The sequence below is a fragment of the Cryobacterium psychrotolerans genome (genome assembly GCF_900101115.1).
GTDB classification, from domain to species: domain Bacteria; phylum Actinomycetota; class Actinomycetes; order Actinomycetales; family Microbacteriaceae; genus Cryobacterium; species Cryobacterium psychrotolerans.
Genome location: NZ_FNFU01000011.1, coordinates 37,057 through 50,913 on the forward strand (window position 1 = coordinate 37,057; position 13,857 = coordinate 50,913).

The following is a 13,857-nucleotide window of genomic DNA, read 5'->3' on the forward strand; positions in this document are numbered from 1 at the left end:
CCGCCGGGAGACGCCGGGATGAATGTCAGCTACATCAGTTTCCATGCCGGGTTGCAGAAGGCCGCTCGCTGCGCTGAGGCCGTCGCCCACCGCAGAACGACGGCCTCGTGCGGATCGCCTAGAGCGACGCGAGGATGGCCAGAGCCGCACGAACCGCACCAGGACGGGCGCTCGGCCCATCTCGTCTGGTTCGTGTGGGAGTGACCATCCTCGCCACGCGCTGGCTCAGTTCTGGCGGAAGCCGCGCGTGAGTTGAATCGAGCCGGGGTCCGGGTTGGTCGCGTAGTCGTGGATAGTGCGCTGCGACGGACCGAACGGCGAGCCGGGGCGCATCCCTTCTCGACGCAGCAACGCGGCGCGCTCGCCCACTGACAATCGGCGCGGTCTGCCACTGGGCGTGAGGTACTGCGGTCCGGCCTCGCCTTGGAACTCGCTGCGGTCGGAGCTGAGGGCTTCGTAGTTGGGCATGGTTTCCTCCTTGTTTGCCTTCAAGTCTCCCTCGCCGCGACCTCTCCCCGCTTGCCGATGTGGAGATCAAAAGTGCACCTCATCAGGTAATTGTTTCTCGAAGCCCGTTTGCCTTTGAATGTCGCGATGGAGTAGGAATACTCCCGTCACTAAAAACCAGAGAACAGCGGAGGCACCAATTGGCAAGACCATCCCAGGGCATCACCCAAGGGGTACGCATCGAGACGATGGTGCCGCGTGAAGTGAACGCGGCGATCGAATCGCTCGTGGCTATGTCGGGCGGCACAAGTAAGGCGACCTTCGTCCGACAGGCGCTGCTCGCAGGGCTGCAGCCGTACGGCCTCGTGTATCCCGAGGTCGCCGCCGCCTTCGCCACCACCAAGCAAGCAGGACTCACCAACAGAGAGAGGAAATGAACAATGCCAGGACCCCATCGGAGGAGCTTGAGCCCAATGCCCCACGCGAACCCCAAGCTCGACCCGCGAACGGGCTTGCCGGAATATACGCGCGACGGTCGGAGCCAGTTCCTAGAAAGGGCACTCGCTGAGACGGCGGCGGAATTCCAGACCGCGACCAACACCCTCGCGCAGCGGCTCGACGCCGTAGCCGACGAGTTCGCCGAGGCCTTCGAGGCCGAAGACAAGCGCCGGGCGACCCTCGCCCGCATCCAGAACACAGCCAACCCCGACATCGAGCGCCTGCACCGTGAGCGCAAGCAGCGCCGGGCCTAAGGAGAGGACGAACAGCATGAGCAATATTCCAGTAGTACGCAAGGTGGACAGCGCCGAAGGCGACGACATCGAGCAGGACCAACCCGCAGCCCAGGAAAGCGGTTACTTCGTGACGTACGTCGCGGACGACGCCCTCGACCAAGCGCGCTTCGCAGCCCGCGACGCGTTCTATCCCAACTCGGAAGTCGAGCGCCGGACCATCGCAGCTGTGGACGAGGAGGTGTTCGACCGAGTTCGGCCCTTGGAGCAGATGGTTACTGCGCAGGCAGAGAGCCACGTGGCCCGAGGCAAGTCCAGCGTCGAAGGAGCGTTTGCCCTGCGGCAAGAGCTGGAGGCCGTCAGAGACGATCTTCGGCGCGGCAAGGACATCGTCGAACTCACCCGCCGCTACACACAGCTGCGCCGCGAGGTCGAGAGGACGCGGAGCCTGCAACAGAGCTACGGCAAGAGCGCCGAGTCCTTGGCGGCTAAGGTCGCCGACCCGTTCGCGGCAACCCAGAGGGCGTTGTCGATCATGCCGCGGAGTTCCTTCAACCCCATCGACACTGCGCCGCGCTGGCAGTAACAGAAAGACCCCGGCAGCCGCGCCCTAGTCTGGAGCGCGTCTGCCGAGGTCGACCACTCGGAACAGTACAACCATCAGGAGGAAACCACATGTCCGTATCAATAACGTTACCGTCTGCGGTGTTTGCGCCGCTCGTGAGCCCTTTCGAGAATTATCACGACGTCTTCTGGGAAGTGGAGGACGAGCCCGATCCTGGCCTCACGTCGAAGACCCGCATGCTGGCGCTTCCCGCCGTGTCGCTGGCGACACTTCGCTATCGCGCTGCTCCGGCCGACTGCATGCACCCGCAGACGCGGGGAACAGTCACCGAGGCGAGCATGAGGCTAGCGAAGTGGAAAGACAACAACGCCCGGCTGTCCGCGTGGGAAGTCGCTCGCAACTTCCAAATGTTGTACTTCCGAGGCGCGCTGAGCCGAAGCACCCGCGTCCCGCTGCTCGGCCTCGACCTCATTCGCGCAACGGACGAGCTGGGCTGCGAAGGGCTGGAGTGGTACGTAGACGTGCCTCGCGAGGACGACCCGTTCCGCTTCCGGATCGTGCGTCTGAAGGACGCTCTGGAACGCTTCGCACCAACTGTCGAACGTTGACCAACGACCTTACCGACGCTCCCCAGCGGCGACCGAGGCTGATCAAGTAAAGTAGTAATTGTGACCGGCGCAAGCCGCGATCAGCACGAGCACCACCAGCACCAAAAGCAGTAAACCGCTGTCCGTTCGGGATCATCGATGAATGAAATCCGACGGCGAATAGCGGCCAGCCCTTCGATCCGTCGAAGGCAGTGAAGAAGCAGTCAAAGGGCCGAGGCTATCGGCTCCCGAGTGAACATCCACTCTCGGGAGACGCCTTCTAAGACCAAGCTGCGGACATCTGGCCGAGCAACGGAATCCACTTTCGACAATTTGTCGGGTGGGCTCCAATTGTTCGGCATTCGTCGTTAATGGAGCCCACTCGGTGATTCATCCCGAGGAGTTCCGATGTCCAAGACCAACCCCACACCCGTCCGCTGGTTCAACACAGCTGAAGCCGCCGCCTATCTCGGTATGAGCGAGCGCCAAGTCATACGCGCTCGTCAATCGCGCAAGCTGGGTTGCACCCGGCTGGGCGGCAACCTCGCGCGCCACACGCAGGAGCAGCTCGATGCTTACATCGACGCTTGCACCGTCGCGCCCACGACCGACGCGAAGTAGACCACCGTGGCACCAACTACTGGACTCAGACACTTGCTGGATCCCGACGTTACAGAGCGTCTCTTCGCGCGGTGGTTCGCTGGCGACGTGACTCCAGACGGAGAGCAGCGCGCCTTCTGCCCGCTGTGCGAGGAGCCGGGATCGAGCCGCTCGCCTTCAGCGTCCATCAACGCGATCGCGGGCAAGTGGAACTGTCTCAAAGGGAACCACGGCGGTGAAATTTACGACCTCGTGCAGAAGCTTCGCAAGGATGGCACTCTCGGAGGGCCAACACCGCAATCGACGCGAGTCCCTCCTCGACCACGCGACGCAAGTCCGAAGCTGCCGCCGAAGCTCCAAGACCAGGACAAGCCGCTTGTGGACTGGCCCGATCAGCTAGCGCTCTCGCCTAAGCGCCTCGTATACCTGACCGATCAACGTGGACTGACGCTCGAAACCCTGCACCGATTCCACATTGGACACGACGGTCAGCGCTACACAATTCCGATCCAGGTCGGACTGTCGGGTGGAGTTCGGAACGTTCGGCGCTACCTCCCGGGCGCACCTAAGTACAAGATGCTGAACACTCCAGAGCATGGAACCAACATGCTCGCCTTCGGCGGGACCCTCAGCGGCAACTCACTTCCAGTGATCGTTGCGGAGGGTGAGTGGGATGCACTTCTGACGACTCAGGAGATGGCCGGCAGTGCCGTTGCCATCACCGGCACTGGTGGTGCGTCCAATGTCCCTCGGGAGCTGGCGCCGGTGGCGAACCGCGAACTCTTCATCGCATACGACTGCGACGACACGGGCAAATCTGGTGCTCTGAAATTCGCTGCGGCTGCGCGCAAGGTGGGGGCAACGGCCTACATAATCGACCTGACACGGCTAGGACTGCCCGCAGACAGCGGCGAAGACCTCGGGGACTTCTTCCGCAAGCGCGGCGGCACCCCGGCGAAGCTGCTCGCCGAGATGGAGCGTCTTCGCCTCTCTGGTGAGGGCGCAACCAAGGATGACGTTCTCGCAGCCATCGAAGCGTTGTTCATGACTGAAGACGACGCCCGAACGACGCTCATCGAGGACGTGCGGTCAGATGACGACATTCTCGCCATGCAGCCCGCGCGGTTCGTCATCGATGGCTGGTTGCCGGTGGGGTTCTTCTCGGACTTCTTCGGCGAGCCGGGCTCTCGCAAGACCTTCGCGATTCTGGACATGCTGCGACACATCAGGGCAGGTAAGGCGTGGCACGGGCACGAGGTGGTTCGCGGAGCAACACTGCTGTTCGAGGGTGAGGGTCTGGAGCAGTTGCAGAGCCGCATCGTCGCGTGGGACGAGTACCACGCCAACCCCGAGTTGTCGCCGGGTGGATCGGTGTCCACGCCTATCGATATGACGACGCCTCACGGAGTGGCGAGGGTTGTCCGCACCGTGCGCGACTTCGAGCGGCAGTACGGCGAGCGTGTGGTGGTTGTGGCCTTCGACCCGCTCGTGGAATACATGAACGGCGAGGAGAACGGCGAGGGGATGGAACTCGTCACGCGCGGCCTGCGAGCGCTCGCCCGGTATCTCGATATCGCGGTGGTCGTCGGTGCACACACGAACGCAGCAGGGGAGCGGGCGCGCGGTGGCGACCAGTTGCGCATGCGTTCGGGAGCACACGTGCGCGTCGAGACCTTGAAGGGCGACCGCGTCGGGCTCGTGCAAGAGAAGCAGAAGAACGGGCAGCGGCTCGCGTTACAGCTCCTGCCCAACACAGTGGGGTCGTCGCTCGTCCTGTCTCGGCTCGCAAGTCTCACCGCAGGCGAGTACTACGCCGACAAGTCCAACGCGGACTATCAAGAACGCGCGACCAACAAGATGCAGCTCTCGCAGACCTCCGCCGTCGTGAAGCATTCCCAGGCTGACCGCATGCTGCTGGATCACGTACGAGACAATCCGGGCGTCGGCAAGGGCAAGCTCGTCAACGCCTGCCAAGGCAAGGGCGTCGGCAAGCCTGTACTCGAAAGCCGCGTAGATGCTCTGGAGGCTGACGGTGTGCTCCGCGTTGAGCGAGAGGGCGCAGCTCGGAACGCCGCCTCGCACTACTTCCTGGTCCAGCCCGCAGCGGCTGCGTCTGAAGAGGAGAGCTGACATGGGCCGACCCATCGACGGCGGCGATGCCTATGAGAATGCCATCCTCCGCCCGGAGCGCAACGTCGCTCCGCGTCTACAAGCGGGTTGGGCTGCGCTCGCCGCATTGCTGAGCGACGGCCTGGAGCACACACGGGAGGAGTGCTACGACGCGATCCTCGATACCGGCCTCGCAGAGAAGACGGCCACCAACCTGATCCGCATGGCTACTCGGCTCGAAGTCGTCGTTCCTCGCCGTGCACGGGTGGAGCGGGGAGTGGTGAACGGACGGGTGCTTGCAGTGAGCCTGTATGTGGGATTTCGGCTCGCAGAAACGGTGCTTCCGGCGGTGACCCGTGACCCGTGACCCGTGACCCCGGAGAGCGGGTCATCGTGACCCGGTGTAGTGACCCGCGATACCCGTTTACGGGGGTCGCACGGGTCACACACGGGACATGACCCAGTGACAACACAGATACCTCAACAGATAAGAAATGAAAACTACAAGAGAAAGGCTGCAACCCATGTCGAAGAGAGAAATTGATCCTTTCGGCGGACGCCCCCTTTGTGGAGCGCCGACGAAGAACGGTTGGATGTGCAGGAAGCATGCATTGCCCAACATGACGCGCTGTGCCAGCCACGGTGGGAACATCCCTGCTGTCGTCGCTGCCGCACACACCCGGGGGCTGATGGCTGCCGACCGATTCATGGCGAAGCTGCACGAGATTGCCTTCGATGACAGCAAGCCGCCCGCCGTGCAGCTTGAGGCGATCAAGCAAGGGCTCGTTCATGCAGGCTTCACAGGCAAGCAGGTAGTCGAGCTGACCGTATCCAAAGAGAAGACTTACGAGGACGTGCTGGAAGGCGTGCTCGTGGACGTTGCTGAGGACATCGACGAAGACCCCAACGTGATCGACGCGCAGGTCGTGGAGGATTCCGAGGCGCACGAGCAGGACCGGGACCGCCGCGTCGCAGAGGTTGCAGAGCGAGAGGACGTGGCCCCCAAGCGCAAGCGGCCTTCCGTCAGCAACGAGGAGCGCGCAGTCCAGGAGCGGGACCTGTTCGAGCAGGCTCCGCCCGAACCCGAGACCCGAGCGTCCCGGCTCACCCGCGAGCAGTACCTCTTGGCGCGGGAGCGCGGGGCCAACTTCTCCAGCCGGGGTCTGGGCAGGCGCGCCGACGCAGCCGAGGGCGGACGTCGCACCCCGCGCAATTCTGAGGCGGACTTCCGCTGATGGACGAGCGCGCTCGCCAGATCCGTGACGCGCAGGTCTGGGGCGTCGCGGTAGCGAACGTGCTCATCCAGGCGGAGGACATGGACCTCTGGCTAGAAGCCCACAATCTCGCCCTGAGAGCAGTAAGCGCAGCTCGGATCAAGGGCACATCAGGCCCGGAGCCACACGAGGATGGCCCGGGCCACACGAACTAGGCGTTCCGTGAGACCGGTATGAGCCGACCGATTATCTGCCACCAAATGGCCAGCAAGATAGTTGTTGCCTTAGGCAGCAGAAGCAGGTTTAACTTCCCTCCGAGCGGTGACGAGGATCACCGCTCCGAAACCACCAAGGAGAAACCATCATGTCGAACACCAAGCAGACCCCGGCTCTCGCCAACTACGCAGCCAAGGAAGTAACCCCGGTCATCGCCGCCTACGCCGCGTGGCTGGAGGAGCAGACCGGCTACAAGGTGGACCCGCTGTCCGTCTACCTCAGCTCGGCCCTGCGCGGCACGTTCCAGAAGTCCGAGGGGAACCAGGCACGCATCGCGACCCGAGCCGCCGAGCTTGAAGCGGAGGTCAAGGCCAAGGCTGCACGCAGGCTCGCCGCCGCCGAGGCTGCCTACGCCAAGGCCACCGCTCCCAAGCCGGAACCCAAGGCGAAGGCCGTTCCCACGGAGACTCCCGTTCGTGCCACAGCCGCCAAGCCTGCCACGCGCAAGGCCACTCCGGCCAAGACCACGACCGCCCAGGCGGCGCAGGCATGACGGCCCTACGTCCCGGCGCGTTCGTCCGCCTCGTCAGCACCACAGACCCACACACGCGGATCGTCCCGGGCGAGGCAGGCGCAGTCGAGCACATAGACGACGCGGGCACCGTGCACGTGCGGTGGGAGGACGGCTCGACGCTCGGCCTCGTCCCGGGCGAGGACGTGTGGGAGGTGGTGCACGAGCGCTGGTGGAACGCGCCGTTCGTTCAGACCTATCCCGCACCCGACGCCAAGGAGGACGACCGATGAACCTCCTCGGCTACTGGCAGGCCTACGCCGCCACGCTAACCCGCATCCGCACCGAGAAGCCGGACACATTCGTTGCGTTGAAGGCGATCCTCGACACATTCGAGCCGCCGAGCAGCGGTGATGCATTCTTCGGGGACGGTGCAGACGACACCCTCGCAGACGCGCTGCACGACGCGGGGTGGCGCATCGAGTTCGGCGAGGCCACATATCTGTACTACGCGCACCACGACACCACCGGAGCCCGACTCACGTATGTCGAAGGCGACCTGTTCGAAGGGATTCACTAATGACCAAGCGCATGCTCGGCTATCTGCGCATCAGCCGCGCCGACAGGAGCCGCGATACTTCCCTCGGCATCGAGGCGCAGCGTGAAGCGATCCTATCGACGGCGACCGTCAAGGGTTGGGAGATCGTCGGGTGGTACGTGGACGACGGCGTATCCGGCAAGGACACCGACCGTCCTGGCCTGCAGGCCGCGCTCGCCGTGTTGCGCAGCCGGAAGCGGTGCGACGCTTCCGGCCTCGTCGCAGCAAAGCTCGACCGCCTGTCTCGGTCTGTCATCGACTTCAGTGACCTTCTCGCGACCTCACACCGGCAGCGTTGGGCCATCGCCGTGCTGGACTTCGATCTCGACACCGGCAACGCAACGGGCCGCTTCATCGCCGGGGTGCTGATGCAGGTGGCGCAGTTCGAGCGCGAACTGATCGGCGAGCGCACGTCAGCGGCCTTGGCAGCGCTGAAGGCTGAGGGTGTCCAACTCGGCAAGCCCTCCCAGGTCACGCCCGAGGTGCAAGCCGCCATCTTGCAGCACCACGCGGCAGGGCTGAGCCTTTCCGCCATCGCCCGGCAGCTCAACATCGAAGGCGTGCCCACGCAGAGCGGTGTCGGCCAATGGTCACACACCGTCGTGGGCGGCGTCGTCCGTCGTTCTGCGGAGAAGGTTGCAGCATGAGCGCCGAGCTGCACCCGCACACCGCTCGTCAGACCCTCGGCACGGCATACAACCTGCGACCTTCCACGGTAGGCGTGCGCGCTGGTGACCTACGGCCCGGCCATGTGGTCGTGGAGTCCGACGATCATCCTGCCGTGATCGTCCGCATTACGTTGCTCCGCAGCGGCTGCGTCCGGATCTACGCCCGGTATATCTGGTCCGCAGCCACCGAGCCGGACTGGGAACTCGGCTACTTCCACCCTGACACCCGAATTCCTACAGCCGAGGACGGCGAATACTGATGGCACACGTACGCGAAGTGCAACGAAAGAAGGCACCAAACGGCATCGCATTCGAGGTGCACTGGCGTGAGGGCGATAGGAAGATGCAGCGCACTTACTCCGTGAAGCGAGAGGCCGAGCGCTTCGCCCTGAAGGTGGAGGACACGAAGGCCTCGGGCGACATCACGGCTCCGCTCGCTAAAAACTTCAAGACATTCCGCGAGGTTGCAGCAGACTCCTTCGAGGCGAGCCGTTCGCGGCTGAAAGCTGGGACGCTCGTGCAGTACGAGAATCTGTTCGACAAGAAGATCCTCCCGCGCTTCGGAGCACGGCGTATCTCGACCATCACCGGGCAGGATGTGGAGCGTTGGGTCGCAGACCTCACGCGGGACGGCCTCGCGCCGAACACGGTGCACAACCACTACGTCCTGCTGAATAAGGTGTTCCGCTACGCCATGCGGCACCGGCTCATCTCGTTCAACCCTTGCGACGGAGTCGAGCTTCCCAAGAACGTCCCGAGCGCGGACTTCGCCCCGGTGTTCCTGACCGCGAAACAGGCCGACGCGCTCGCTGCACAGTTGGAGGACTACGCCCCGCTCGACACGTTGATTCGGTTTGCCGCGTACACCGGCCTGCGCGCCGCAGAGATTACGGGGTTGCGCGTGCGTGACGTGAACTTCACGGCTGGGCACGTCGAGGTTCGTCAGACCGTGAAGCGCTTGGGAGGGGAGTGGACCGTCGGCACTCCGAAGTCCAAGCGTTCAACGCGCAACGTTCCCCTGTTGAACCGCGAACTCATCGCAGCCTTGAAGCTGCACCTGCTCCGTCATCCGAATTCCGGCGACCCCGACGCGCTGTTCTGGCCGGGCCGCTCCAACGGCTCGCGACGCCTGGACTGGACGCGACCCGTCGACCTCGGGGGAGTGCTGAAGTATTACATGCGCCCCGCAGCCGAACGGGCAGACATCCCGAAGAGCATCCGCTTCCACGATTTGCGCCACACTTGCGCATCCCTGATGTTCGCAGCCGGGTTCAAGCCCTACGAGGTCAGCCGCTGGATGGGGCACGCGTCGGTCGCCACGACGGACGGCATCTATGCCCATCTGTACCCGAGCGACTACAACGAGCAGATCGCCCGGTTCGAGGCGTTCGTCGCAGAGGGCTGAACCAGCTGCTGGTCGAGTTAGCTGCAGAGCATGAGCCCCGCGTCGATGATTGGGCTGATGTCAATCTTGAGGCCGTCAACGTCGGGGTTGTCGGCCCAGACGGGATCGAGCGACGGGTAGTCCGTGTGGTCTTTCGCGGTGCCGTTTGCTGCGTAGGTGGTCCCGTCCGGAGTGTCGATAGTGAGCACTTGCAGATTCATGCCGCCTGCCGTGATGTTCTCGCACTGGGCGACTACATACGGAACTGTCAGCGGCCACTTGTCGCGATAGTCGGTGCTCACGAGTAGACCGGGATCGTCGGCCACTGCATCGGGTACTTCGACCGGGGCGACTTCGCTTGGTGCCACCGGCGCATAGTCCGCGCAGACTCCTTCCTGCGGCTCGCCCAAGGCCTTGCTAGGAAAAGTCACGACCACATAACCCGCGTTTCCCCCAATGCCATCGAGCCCTCCCGTTGGGCCATAGGTTCTATCCACGCAGACCTCGGAGTCATCTACCGCGACGCCCGAGGCGGTCACTCCTTCCCAGACAGGAGCGTCAGAGAGTTCATCGAGCACGATCCTCTCTGCCGTCGTGATGCGCTCAGCATCGGTCATCGTTACAGCTGGCTTTGCGGAGGTCGACTGTTCCGGCTTAGGCGTGCTGTCCGGCGAAGCTGCCGAGCATCCCGCGAGGAGCAATGCTGCGATTCCGACTATCGTCGCGGCGAGCGGCTTAATTGTGTGCATGCTGCGACTGTATCGAAAGCGGCAAGTGGGACGCTCGCATGAGGGTTATCGCGTGTCGGCAGGAGATGCGCCGGGTTTTGGACGGGATTTCCGATTCGGGCGGAGGGGCGATGCCCTCGCGATCCTTGCGGTTACTGGGAGGGGATGACGGGAATCGAACCCGCGCCATCAGTTTGGAAAACTGAGGCTCTACCATTGAGCTACATCCCCAGGGCCCGTCGCCGGGCACTCAAATAGCGTAGTACACGTTGACGGGCGCTCGCTGCACGTCCCCGCGCCGGGACGTGCGGAGCTGTGCACTAGACTTACCGAGGTCAATCGGCGTGCCGTGAGGATGTTCCTTGCGTCAAACCGGAGGGCCCCAACGGGTTGAGATGGCGATCCGGGGCGTAGCTCAGCTTGGTAGAGCGCTCGGTTTGGGACCGAGAGGTCGCAGGTTCGAATCCTGTCGCCCCGACCATCACCCCCCACACACGCAATCGTTCAAAACACAGGAGAGTCCCCACGTGAAGTCAACGGTCGAAAAGCTGAGCCCCACGCGCGCCAAGCTCACCATCACGGTGACGCCGGAGGAGCTCAAGCCCAGCATCACCCACGCCTACGGTCATATTGCCGAGGGCATCAACATCCCCGGATTCCGCAAGGGCAAGGTTCCGCCGGCAATCATCGACCAGCGCGTCGGCAAGTCCGGCGTCCTTGAGCACGCGGTCAACGAAAGCCTCGACGGCTTCTACCGCAAGGTTGTCGAAGAGCACAAGCTGCGCCCCCTGGGCCGCCCGGAGGCCGACATCGTCGAATGGCCGAGCGACAAGGACTTCTCCGGAGACCTGCTGCTGGCCATCGAGGTTGACGTCCGCCCCGAGATCGAGCTTCCCGACTATAAGGGGCTCACGCTCACCGTCGACGCCGTCGAGGTGTCCGACGACGAGGTCACCGAGGAGCTCGACAAGCTGCGCAGCCGCTTCGGCACGCTCGTCACCGTCGAGCGTCCGGCCAAGACCGGCGACTTCGCCCAGATCGACCTGGTCGCAACCATCAACGGCGTCGAGGTCGACACCGCCAGCGGCATTTCCTATGAGGTCGGCTCCGGCGACCTGATCGAGGGCATCGACGAGGCGCTCGACTCGCTCAGCGCCGGCGAGACCACCACGTTCAACTCGAAGCTCATGGGCGGCGACCACGAGGGCGAAACCGCCGAGATCGTCGTCACCGTCTCGGCCGTCAAGGAGCGCGAGCTTCCGCCCGTCGACGACGACTTCGCTCAGATCTCCAGCGAGTTCGACACCGTGGCCGAGCTGACCGAGAGCCTCAAGGTGCAGGTCGAGCGCTCGAAGGCCTTCGGCCAGGGCAACCAGGCCCGGGAGAAGCTCATCGAGCAGCTCCTCGAATCCGTCGAGGTCCCGATCCCCGCCGCGATCATCGAAGACGAGGTGAACCGTCACCTCGAGGGCGAGAGCCGCCTCGAGGACGACGAGCACCGCGCCGAGGTCACCGCGTCGAGCGAGAAGACCTTCCGCCAGCAGATCCTGCTCGACACGATCGCCGAGGCCGAAAAGGTCCAGGTCAGCCAGGACGAGCTGACCCAGTACCTGATCCAGGGCGCGAGCCAGTACGGCATGGACCCGAGTGAGTTCGTGCAGGCCCTGAGCAGCAACGGCCAGATCCCGTCGATGGTGGCCGAGGTCGCCCGCAACAAGGCGCTGGCCATCGCGCTGGGCAAGGCGACGGTTGTCGACTCGAACGGCAAGGCCGTCGACCTGTCCGAATTCAGCGCGGTCGAGGACGACGACACGGCAGCGGATGCCGCGGCGGACGAGAACGCCGAGGACGAGAACACCGAGGAGCCGGTCGAAGCCAAGGCCAAGCCGAAGAAGAAGGCCGCTGCCAAGAAGTAGCACGCCACGCACGCACGCACGCACGCGCGCTAGCGAGCGAGCGCCTACGGGCCGGATGTCACTGGACATCCGGCCCGTTCTGCGTCTGAAGCACCGTCGGAGTCGCATGGCCGGCCGGGTCGGTGGGCGCGCGTAATCTGCCGAGGGCGAACAGAGCCGTTCTTCGGGCCGGGCTCCTATAGATTCATTCTGAAGCGACAAGCGAAACGGAGCGCGACATGGCCGATATGACACCGACACCCGGCGTATTTGACCGACTGCTGAAAGATCGAATCATCTGGCTCGGCTCAGAGGTCCGTGACGACAGCGCCAACGAGATCTGTGCCAAGATCCTGCTGCTGGCCGCCGAGGACCCCAAGCTCGACATCTACCTGTACATCAACTCCCCGGGCGGATCGATCACCGCCGGCATGGCGATCTACGACACGATGCAGTTCGTGCCGAACGACATCGTCACGGTGGGCATCGGCATGGCCGCCTCGATGGGCCAGCTGCTCCTCACCTCGGGCACCAAGGGCAAGCGCTACATCACCCCGAACACCCGTGTGCTGCTGCACCAGCCGCACGGCGGCTTCGGCGGAACGGCCAGCGACATCCAGACCCAGGCCCAGCTCATCCTCGACATGAAGAAGCGCCTCGCCGAGATCACCGCGGCCCAGACCGGCAAGACGGTCGAGCAGATCAACGCCGACGGCGACCGCGACCGCTGGTTCAGCGCCCAAGAAGCCCTCGAATACGGTTTCGTCGACCATGTCCGCGAATCCGCCACCGACGTCGCCGGCGGCGGCGGCACCGTGGCCGCGGACACCACCAAGTAGCCCACCGAACCGAAGAGGAAGAAAACCATGACCATCCCCACATTCGGTGGAACCGCATCCAGCTCGCAGGGCGGCCCCGCCGCCTCGATGCCGGATTCCCGGTACATCCTGCCCACGTTCGAGGAGCGCACGGCCTACGGCTACAAGCGCCAGGACCCCTACGCCAAGCTCTTCGAGGACCGCATCATCTTCCTCGGTGTGCAGGTGGATGACGCTTCCGCCGACGACGTCATGGCCCAGCTTCTCGTGCTCGAGAGCCAGGACCCCGACCGCGACATCGTCATGTACATCAACTCACCCGGTGGCTCGTTCACGGCCATGACGGCGATTTACGACACGATGCAGTACATCCGCCCGCACATTCAGACGGTCTGCCTCGGCCAGGCGGCGTCCGCGGCCGCGGTGCTGCTTGCCGGCGGAACGGCAGGCAAGCGCCTCGCCCTCCCGAACGCGCGGATCCTCATCCACCAGCCGTCGGTCGGCGGCTCCGGAAGCGGCCAGGCCTCGGACATCGAAATCCAGGCCGCCGAGATCATGCGCATGCGCGTGTGGCTCGAGGAGACCCTCTCGCACCACTCCAACAAGTCGGTGGAACAGGTCAACAAGGACATCGACCGCGACAAGATCCTGGGCGCGGCCGAGGCCCTCGAGTACGGCCTGATCGACCAGGTCCTGACCAGCCGCAAAAACCTGCCGACACTGGTCAAGTAGACGCGCCACGCTGTGCCGAAACGGCGCGCCCGCCTTCAGGGGGGCGCGCCGTTT

General features: G+C 64.2%; 19 protein-coding genes and 2 tRNA genes. 18 read left to right on the plus strand and 3 right to left on the minus strand.

Annotated features, from left to right (window positions below; translation table 11 throughout):
• Positions 1-225: 225 nt before the first annotated feature.
• Positions 226-468: a hypothetical protein gene (locus BLQ39_RS10310; RefSeq protein WP_092323772.1), complete on the minus strand. Its 243-nt coding sequence runs from the start codon at positions 466-468 to the stop codon at positions 226-228.
• Between the two features lie 179 nt (positions 469-647).
• On the opposite strand from BLQ39_RS10310, the gene BLQ39_RS15625 reads away from it, so the two are divergent.
• From BLQ39_RS15625 to BLQ39_RS10380, 14 genes are all read left to right on the plus strand, one after another.
• Positions 648-884, plus strand: a complete 237-nt coding sequence (locus BLQ39_RS15625) for a hypothetical protein (protein WP_135109318.1) — start codon at positions 648-650, stop codon at positions 882-884.
• Positions 885-920: 36 nt separating this feature from the next.
• Positions 921-1,199, plus strand: a complete 279-nt coding sequence (locus tag BLQ39_RS10315) for a hypothetical protein (RefSeq protein ID WP_092323773.1) — start codon at positions 921-923, stop codon at positions 1,197-1,199.
• Positions 1,200-1,215: 16 nt separating this feature from the next.
• Complete coding sequence (locus BLQ39_RS10320; RefSeq protein ID WP_092323775.1) at positions 1,216-1,764, plus strand: hypothetical protein; 549 nt, start codon at positions 1,216-1,218, stop codon at positions 1,762-1,764.
• Positions 1,765-1,853: 89 nt separating this feature from the next.
• Positions 1,854-2,351 (plus strand): hypothetical protein, encoded by a 498-nt coding sequence (locus BLQ39_RS10325; protein ID WP_135109316.1) that lies wholly within the window; start codon positions 1,854-1,856, stop codon positions 2,349-2,351.
• Positions 2,352-2,738: 387 nt separating this feature from the next.
• Positions 2,739-2,951 carry a helix-turn-helix domain-containing protein gene (locus BLQ39_RS10330; RefSeq protein WP_092323778.1) on the plus strand — a complete coding sequence of 71 codons (213 nt, stop codon included), beginning with the start codon at positions 2,739-2,741 and terminating at the stop codon, positions 2,949-2,951.
• Between the two features lie 33 nt (positions 2,952-2,984).
• Positions 2,985-5,060, plus strand: a complete 2,076-nt coding sequence (locus tag BLQ39_RS10335) for a bifunctional DNA primase/helicase (RefSeq protein ID WP_135109314.1) — start codon at positions 2,985-2,987, stop codon at positions 5,058-5,060.
• Position 5,061: 1 nt separating this feature from the next.
• Positions 5,062-5,406, plus strand: a complete 345-nt coding sequence (locus tag BLQ39_RS10340) for a hypothetical protein (protein ID WP_092323781.1) — start codon at positions 5,062-5,064, stop codon at positions 5,404-5,406.
• Positions 5,407-5,659: 253 nt separating this feature from the next.
• Positions 5,660-6,274 carry a hypothetical protein gene (locus BLQ39_RS10345; protein WP_092323782.1) on the plus strand — a complete coding sequence of 205 codons (615 nt, stop codon included), beginning with the start codon at positions 5,660-5,662 and terminating at the stop codon, positions 6,272-6,274.
• A 343-nt stretch (positions 6,275-6,617) separates the two neighbouring features.
• Entirely contained in the window at positions 6,618-7,022 is a 405-nt protein-coding gene (locus BLQ39_RS10355) for a hypothetical protein (RefSeq protein ID WP_092323786.1), read from the plus strand.
• Positions 7,019-7,273 (plus strand): DUF4314 domain-containing protein, encoded by a 255-nt coding sequence (locus BLQ39_RS10360; RefSeq protein ID WP_092323787.1) that lies wholly within the window; start codon positions 7,019-7,021, stop codon positions 7,271-7,273. Before BLQ39_RS10355 ends, BLQ39_RS10360 begins: the two co-directional genes overlap by 4 nt.
• A complete protein-coding gene (locus BLQ39_RS10365) occupies positions 7,270-7,560 on the plus strand; it encodes a hypothetical protein (RefSeq protein WP_092323789.1) in 291 nt (96 codons plus the stop codon). Before BLQ39_RS10360 ends, BLQ39_RS10365 begins: the two co-directional genes overlap by 4 nt.
• A complete protein-coding gene (locus BLQ39_RS10370) occupies positions 7,560-8,225 on the plus strand; it encodes a recombinase family protein (RefSeq protein ID WP_092323790.1) in 666 nt (221 codons plus the stop codon). Before BLQ39_RS10365 ends, BLQ39_RS10370 begins: the two co-directional genes overlap by 1 nt.
• Entirely contained in the window at positions 8,222-8,506 is a 285-nt protein-coding gene (locus BLQ39_RS10375; RefSeq protein ID WP_092323792.1) for a hypothetical protein, read from the plus strand. The genes BLQ39_RS10370 and BLQ39_RS10375 overlap by 4 nt, the downstream gene beginning before the upstream one ends.
• A complete protein-coding gene (locus tag BLQ39_RS10380) occupies positions 8,506-9,651 on the plus strand; it encodes a tyrosine-type recombinase/integrase (protein ID WP_092323793.1) in 1,146 nt (381 codons plus the stop codon). Before BLQ39_RS10375 ends, BLQ39_RS10380 begins: the two co-directional genes overlap by 1 nt.
• Before the next feature lie 17 nt (positions 9,652-9,668).
• On the opposite strand, the gene BLQ39_RS10385 is transcribed toward BLQ39_RS10380, so the two are convergent.
• Together BLQ39_RS10385 and BLQ39_RS10390 are read right to left on the minus strand one after the other, a co-directional pair.
• A complete protein-coding gene (locus tag BLQ39_RS10385) occupies positions 9,669-10,379 on the minus strand; it encodes a DUF2511 domain-containing protein (RefSeq protein ID WP_174775350.1) in 711 nt (236 codons plus the stop codon).
• A gap of 139 nt (positions 10,380-10,518) precedes the next feature.
• Positions 10,519-10,589, minus strand: a tRNA-Gly gene (locus tag BLQ39_RS10390).
• A 173-nt stretch (positions 10,590-10,762) separates the two neighbouring features.
• On the opposite strand from BLQ39_RS10390, the gene BLQ39_RS10395 reads away from it, so the two are divergent.
• From BLQ39_RS10395 to BLQ39_RS10410, 4 genes are all read left to right on the plus strand, one after another.
• Positions 10,763-10,839 (plus strand) — tRNA-Pro (locus tag BLQ39_RS10395).
• A gap of 46 nt (positions 10,840-10,885) precedes the next feature.
• Positions 10,886-12,274 carry a trigger factor gene (tig, locus tag BLQ39_RS10400; protein ID WP_166784427.1) on the plus strand — a complete coding sequence of 463 codons (1,389 nt, stop codon included), beginning with the start codon at positions 10,886-10,888 and terminating at the stop codon, positions 12,272-12,274.
• A gap of 218 nt (positions 12,275-12,492) precedes the next feature.
• Positions 12,493-13,092, plus strand: coding sequence for an ATP-dependent Clp protease proteolytic subunit (locus tag BLQ39_RS10405; RefSeq protein ID WP_092323798.1), 600 nt, complete (start codon positions 12,493-12,495; stop codon positions 13,090-13,092).
• A 27-nt stretch (positions 13,093-13,119) separates the two neighbouring features.
• Positions 13,120-13,803, plus strand: a complete 684-nt coding sequence (locus BLQ39_RS10410; protein ID WP_277870630.1) for an ATP-dependent Clp protease proteolytic subunit — start codon at positions 13,120-13,122, stop codon at positions 13,801-13,803.
• Positions 13,804-13,857 lie beyond the last annotated feature (54 nt).

Coding starts and splice junctions, on each gene's coding strand:
- BLQ39_RS10360 (WP_092323787.1), top strand. CDS start 7,019: ATGACGGCCCTACGTCCCGGCGCGTTCGTCCGCCTCGTCAGCACCACA.
- BLQ39_RS10325 (WP_135109316.1), top strand. CDS start 1,854: ATGTCCGTATCAATAACGTTACCGTCTGCGGTGTTTGCGCCGCTCGTG.
- BLQ39_RS10315 (WP_092323773.1), top strand. CDS start 921: ATGCCCCACGCGAACCCCAAGCTCGACCCGCGAACGGGCTTGCCGGAA.
- BLQ39_RS10405 (WP_092323798.1), top strand. CDS start 12,493: ATGGCCGATATGACACCGACACCCGGCGTATTTGACCGACTGCTGAAA.
- BLQ39_RS10385 (WP_174775350.1), bottom strand. CDS start 10,379: ATGCACACAATTAAGCCGCTCGCCGCGACGATAGTCGGAATCGCAGCA.
- BLQ39_RS10310 (WP_092323772.1), bottom strand. CDS start 468: ATGCCCAACTACGAAGCCCTCAGCTCCGACCGCAGCGAGTTCCAAGGC.
- BLQ39_RS10345 (WP_092323782.1), top strand. CDS start 5,660: ATGACGCGCTGTGCCAGCCACGGTGGGAACATCCCTGCTGTCGTCGCT.
- BLQ39_RS10340 (WP_092323781.1), top strand. CDS start 5,062: ATGGGCCGACCCATCGACGGCGGCGATGCCTATGAGAATGCCATCCTC.
- BLQ39_RS10320 (WP_092323775.1), top strand. CDS start 1,216: ATGAGCAATATTCCAGTAGTACGCAAGGTGGACAGCGCCGAAGGCGAC.
- BLQ39_RS10355 (WP_092323786.1), top strand. CDS start 6,618: ATGTCGAACACCAAGCAGACCCCGGCTCTCGCCAACTACGCAGCCAAG.
- BLQ39_RS10365 (WP_092323789.1), top strand. CDS start 7,270: ATGAACCTCCTCGGCTACTGGCAGGCCTACGCCGCCACGCTAACCCGC.
- BLQ39_RS10375 (WP_092323792.1), top strand. CDS start 8,222: ATGAGCGCCGAGCTGCACCCGCACACCGCTCGTCAGACCCTCGGCACG.
- BLQ39_RS10380 (WP_092323793.1), top strand. CDS start 8,506: ATGGCACACGTACGCGAAGTGCAACGAAAGAAGGCACCAAACGGCATC.
- BLQ39_RS10370 (WP_092323790.1), top strand. CDS start 7,560: ATGACCAAGCGCATGCTCGGCTATCTGCGCATCAGCCGCGCCGACAGG.
- BLQ39_RS10330 (WP_092323778.1), top strand. CDS start 2,739: ATGTCCAAGACCAACCCCACACCCGTCCGCTGGTTCAACACAGCTGAA.
- BLQ39_RS10410 (WP_277870630.1), top strand. CDS start 13,120: ATGACCATCCCCACATTCGGTGGAACCGCATCCAGCTCGCAGGGCGGC.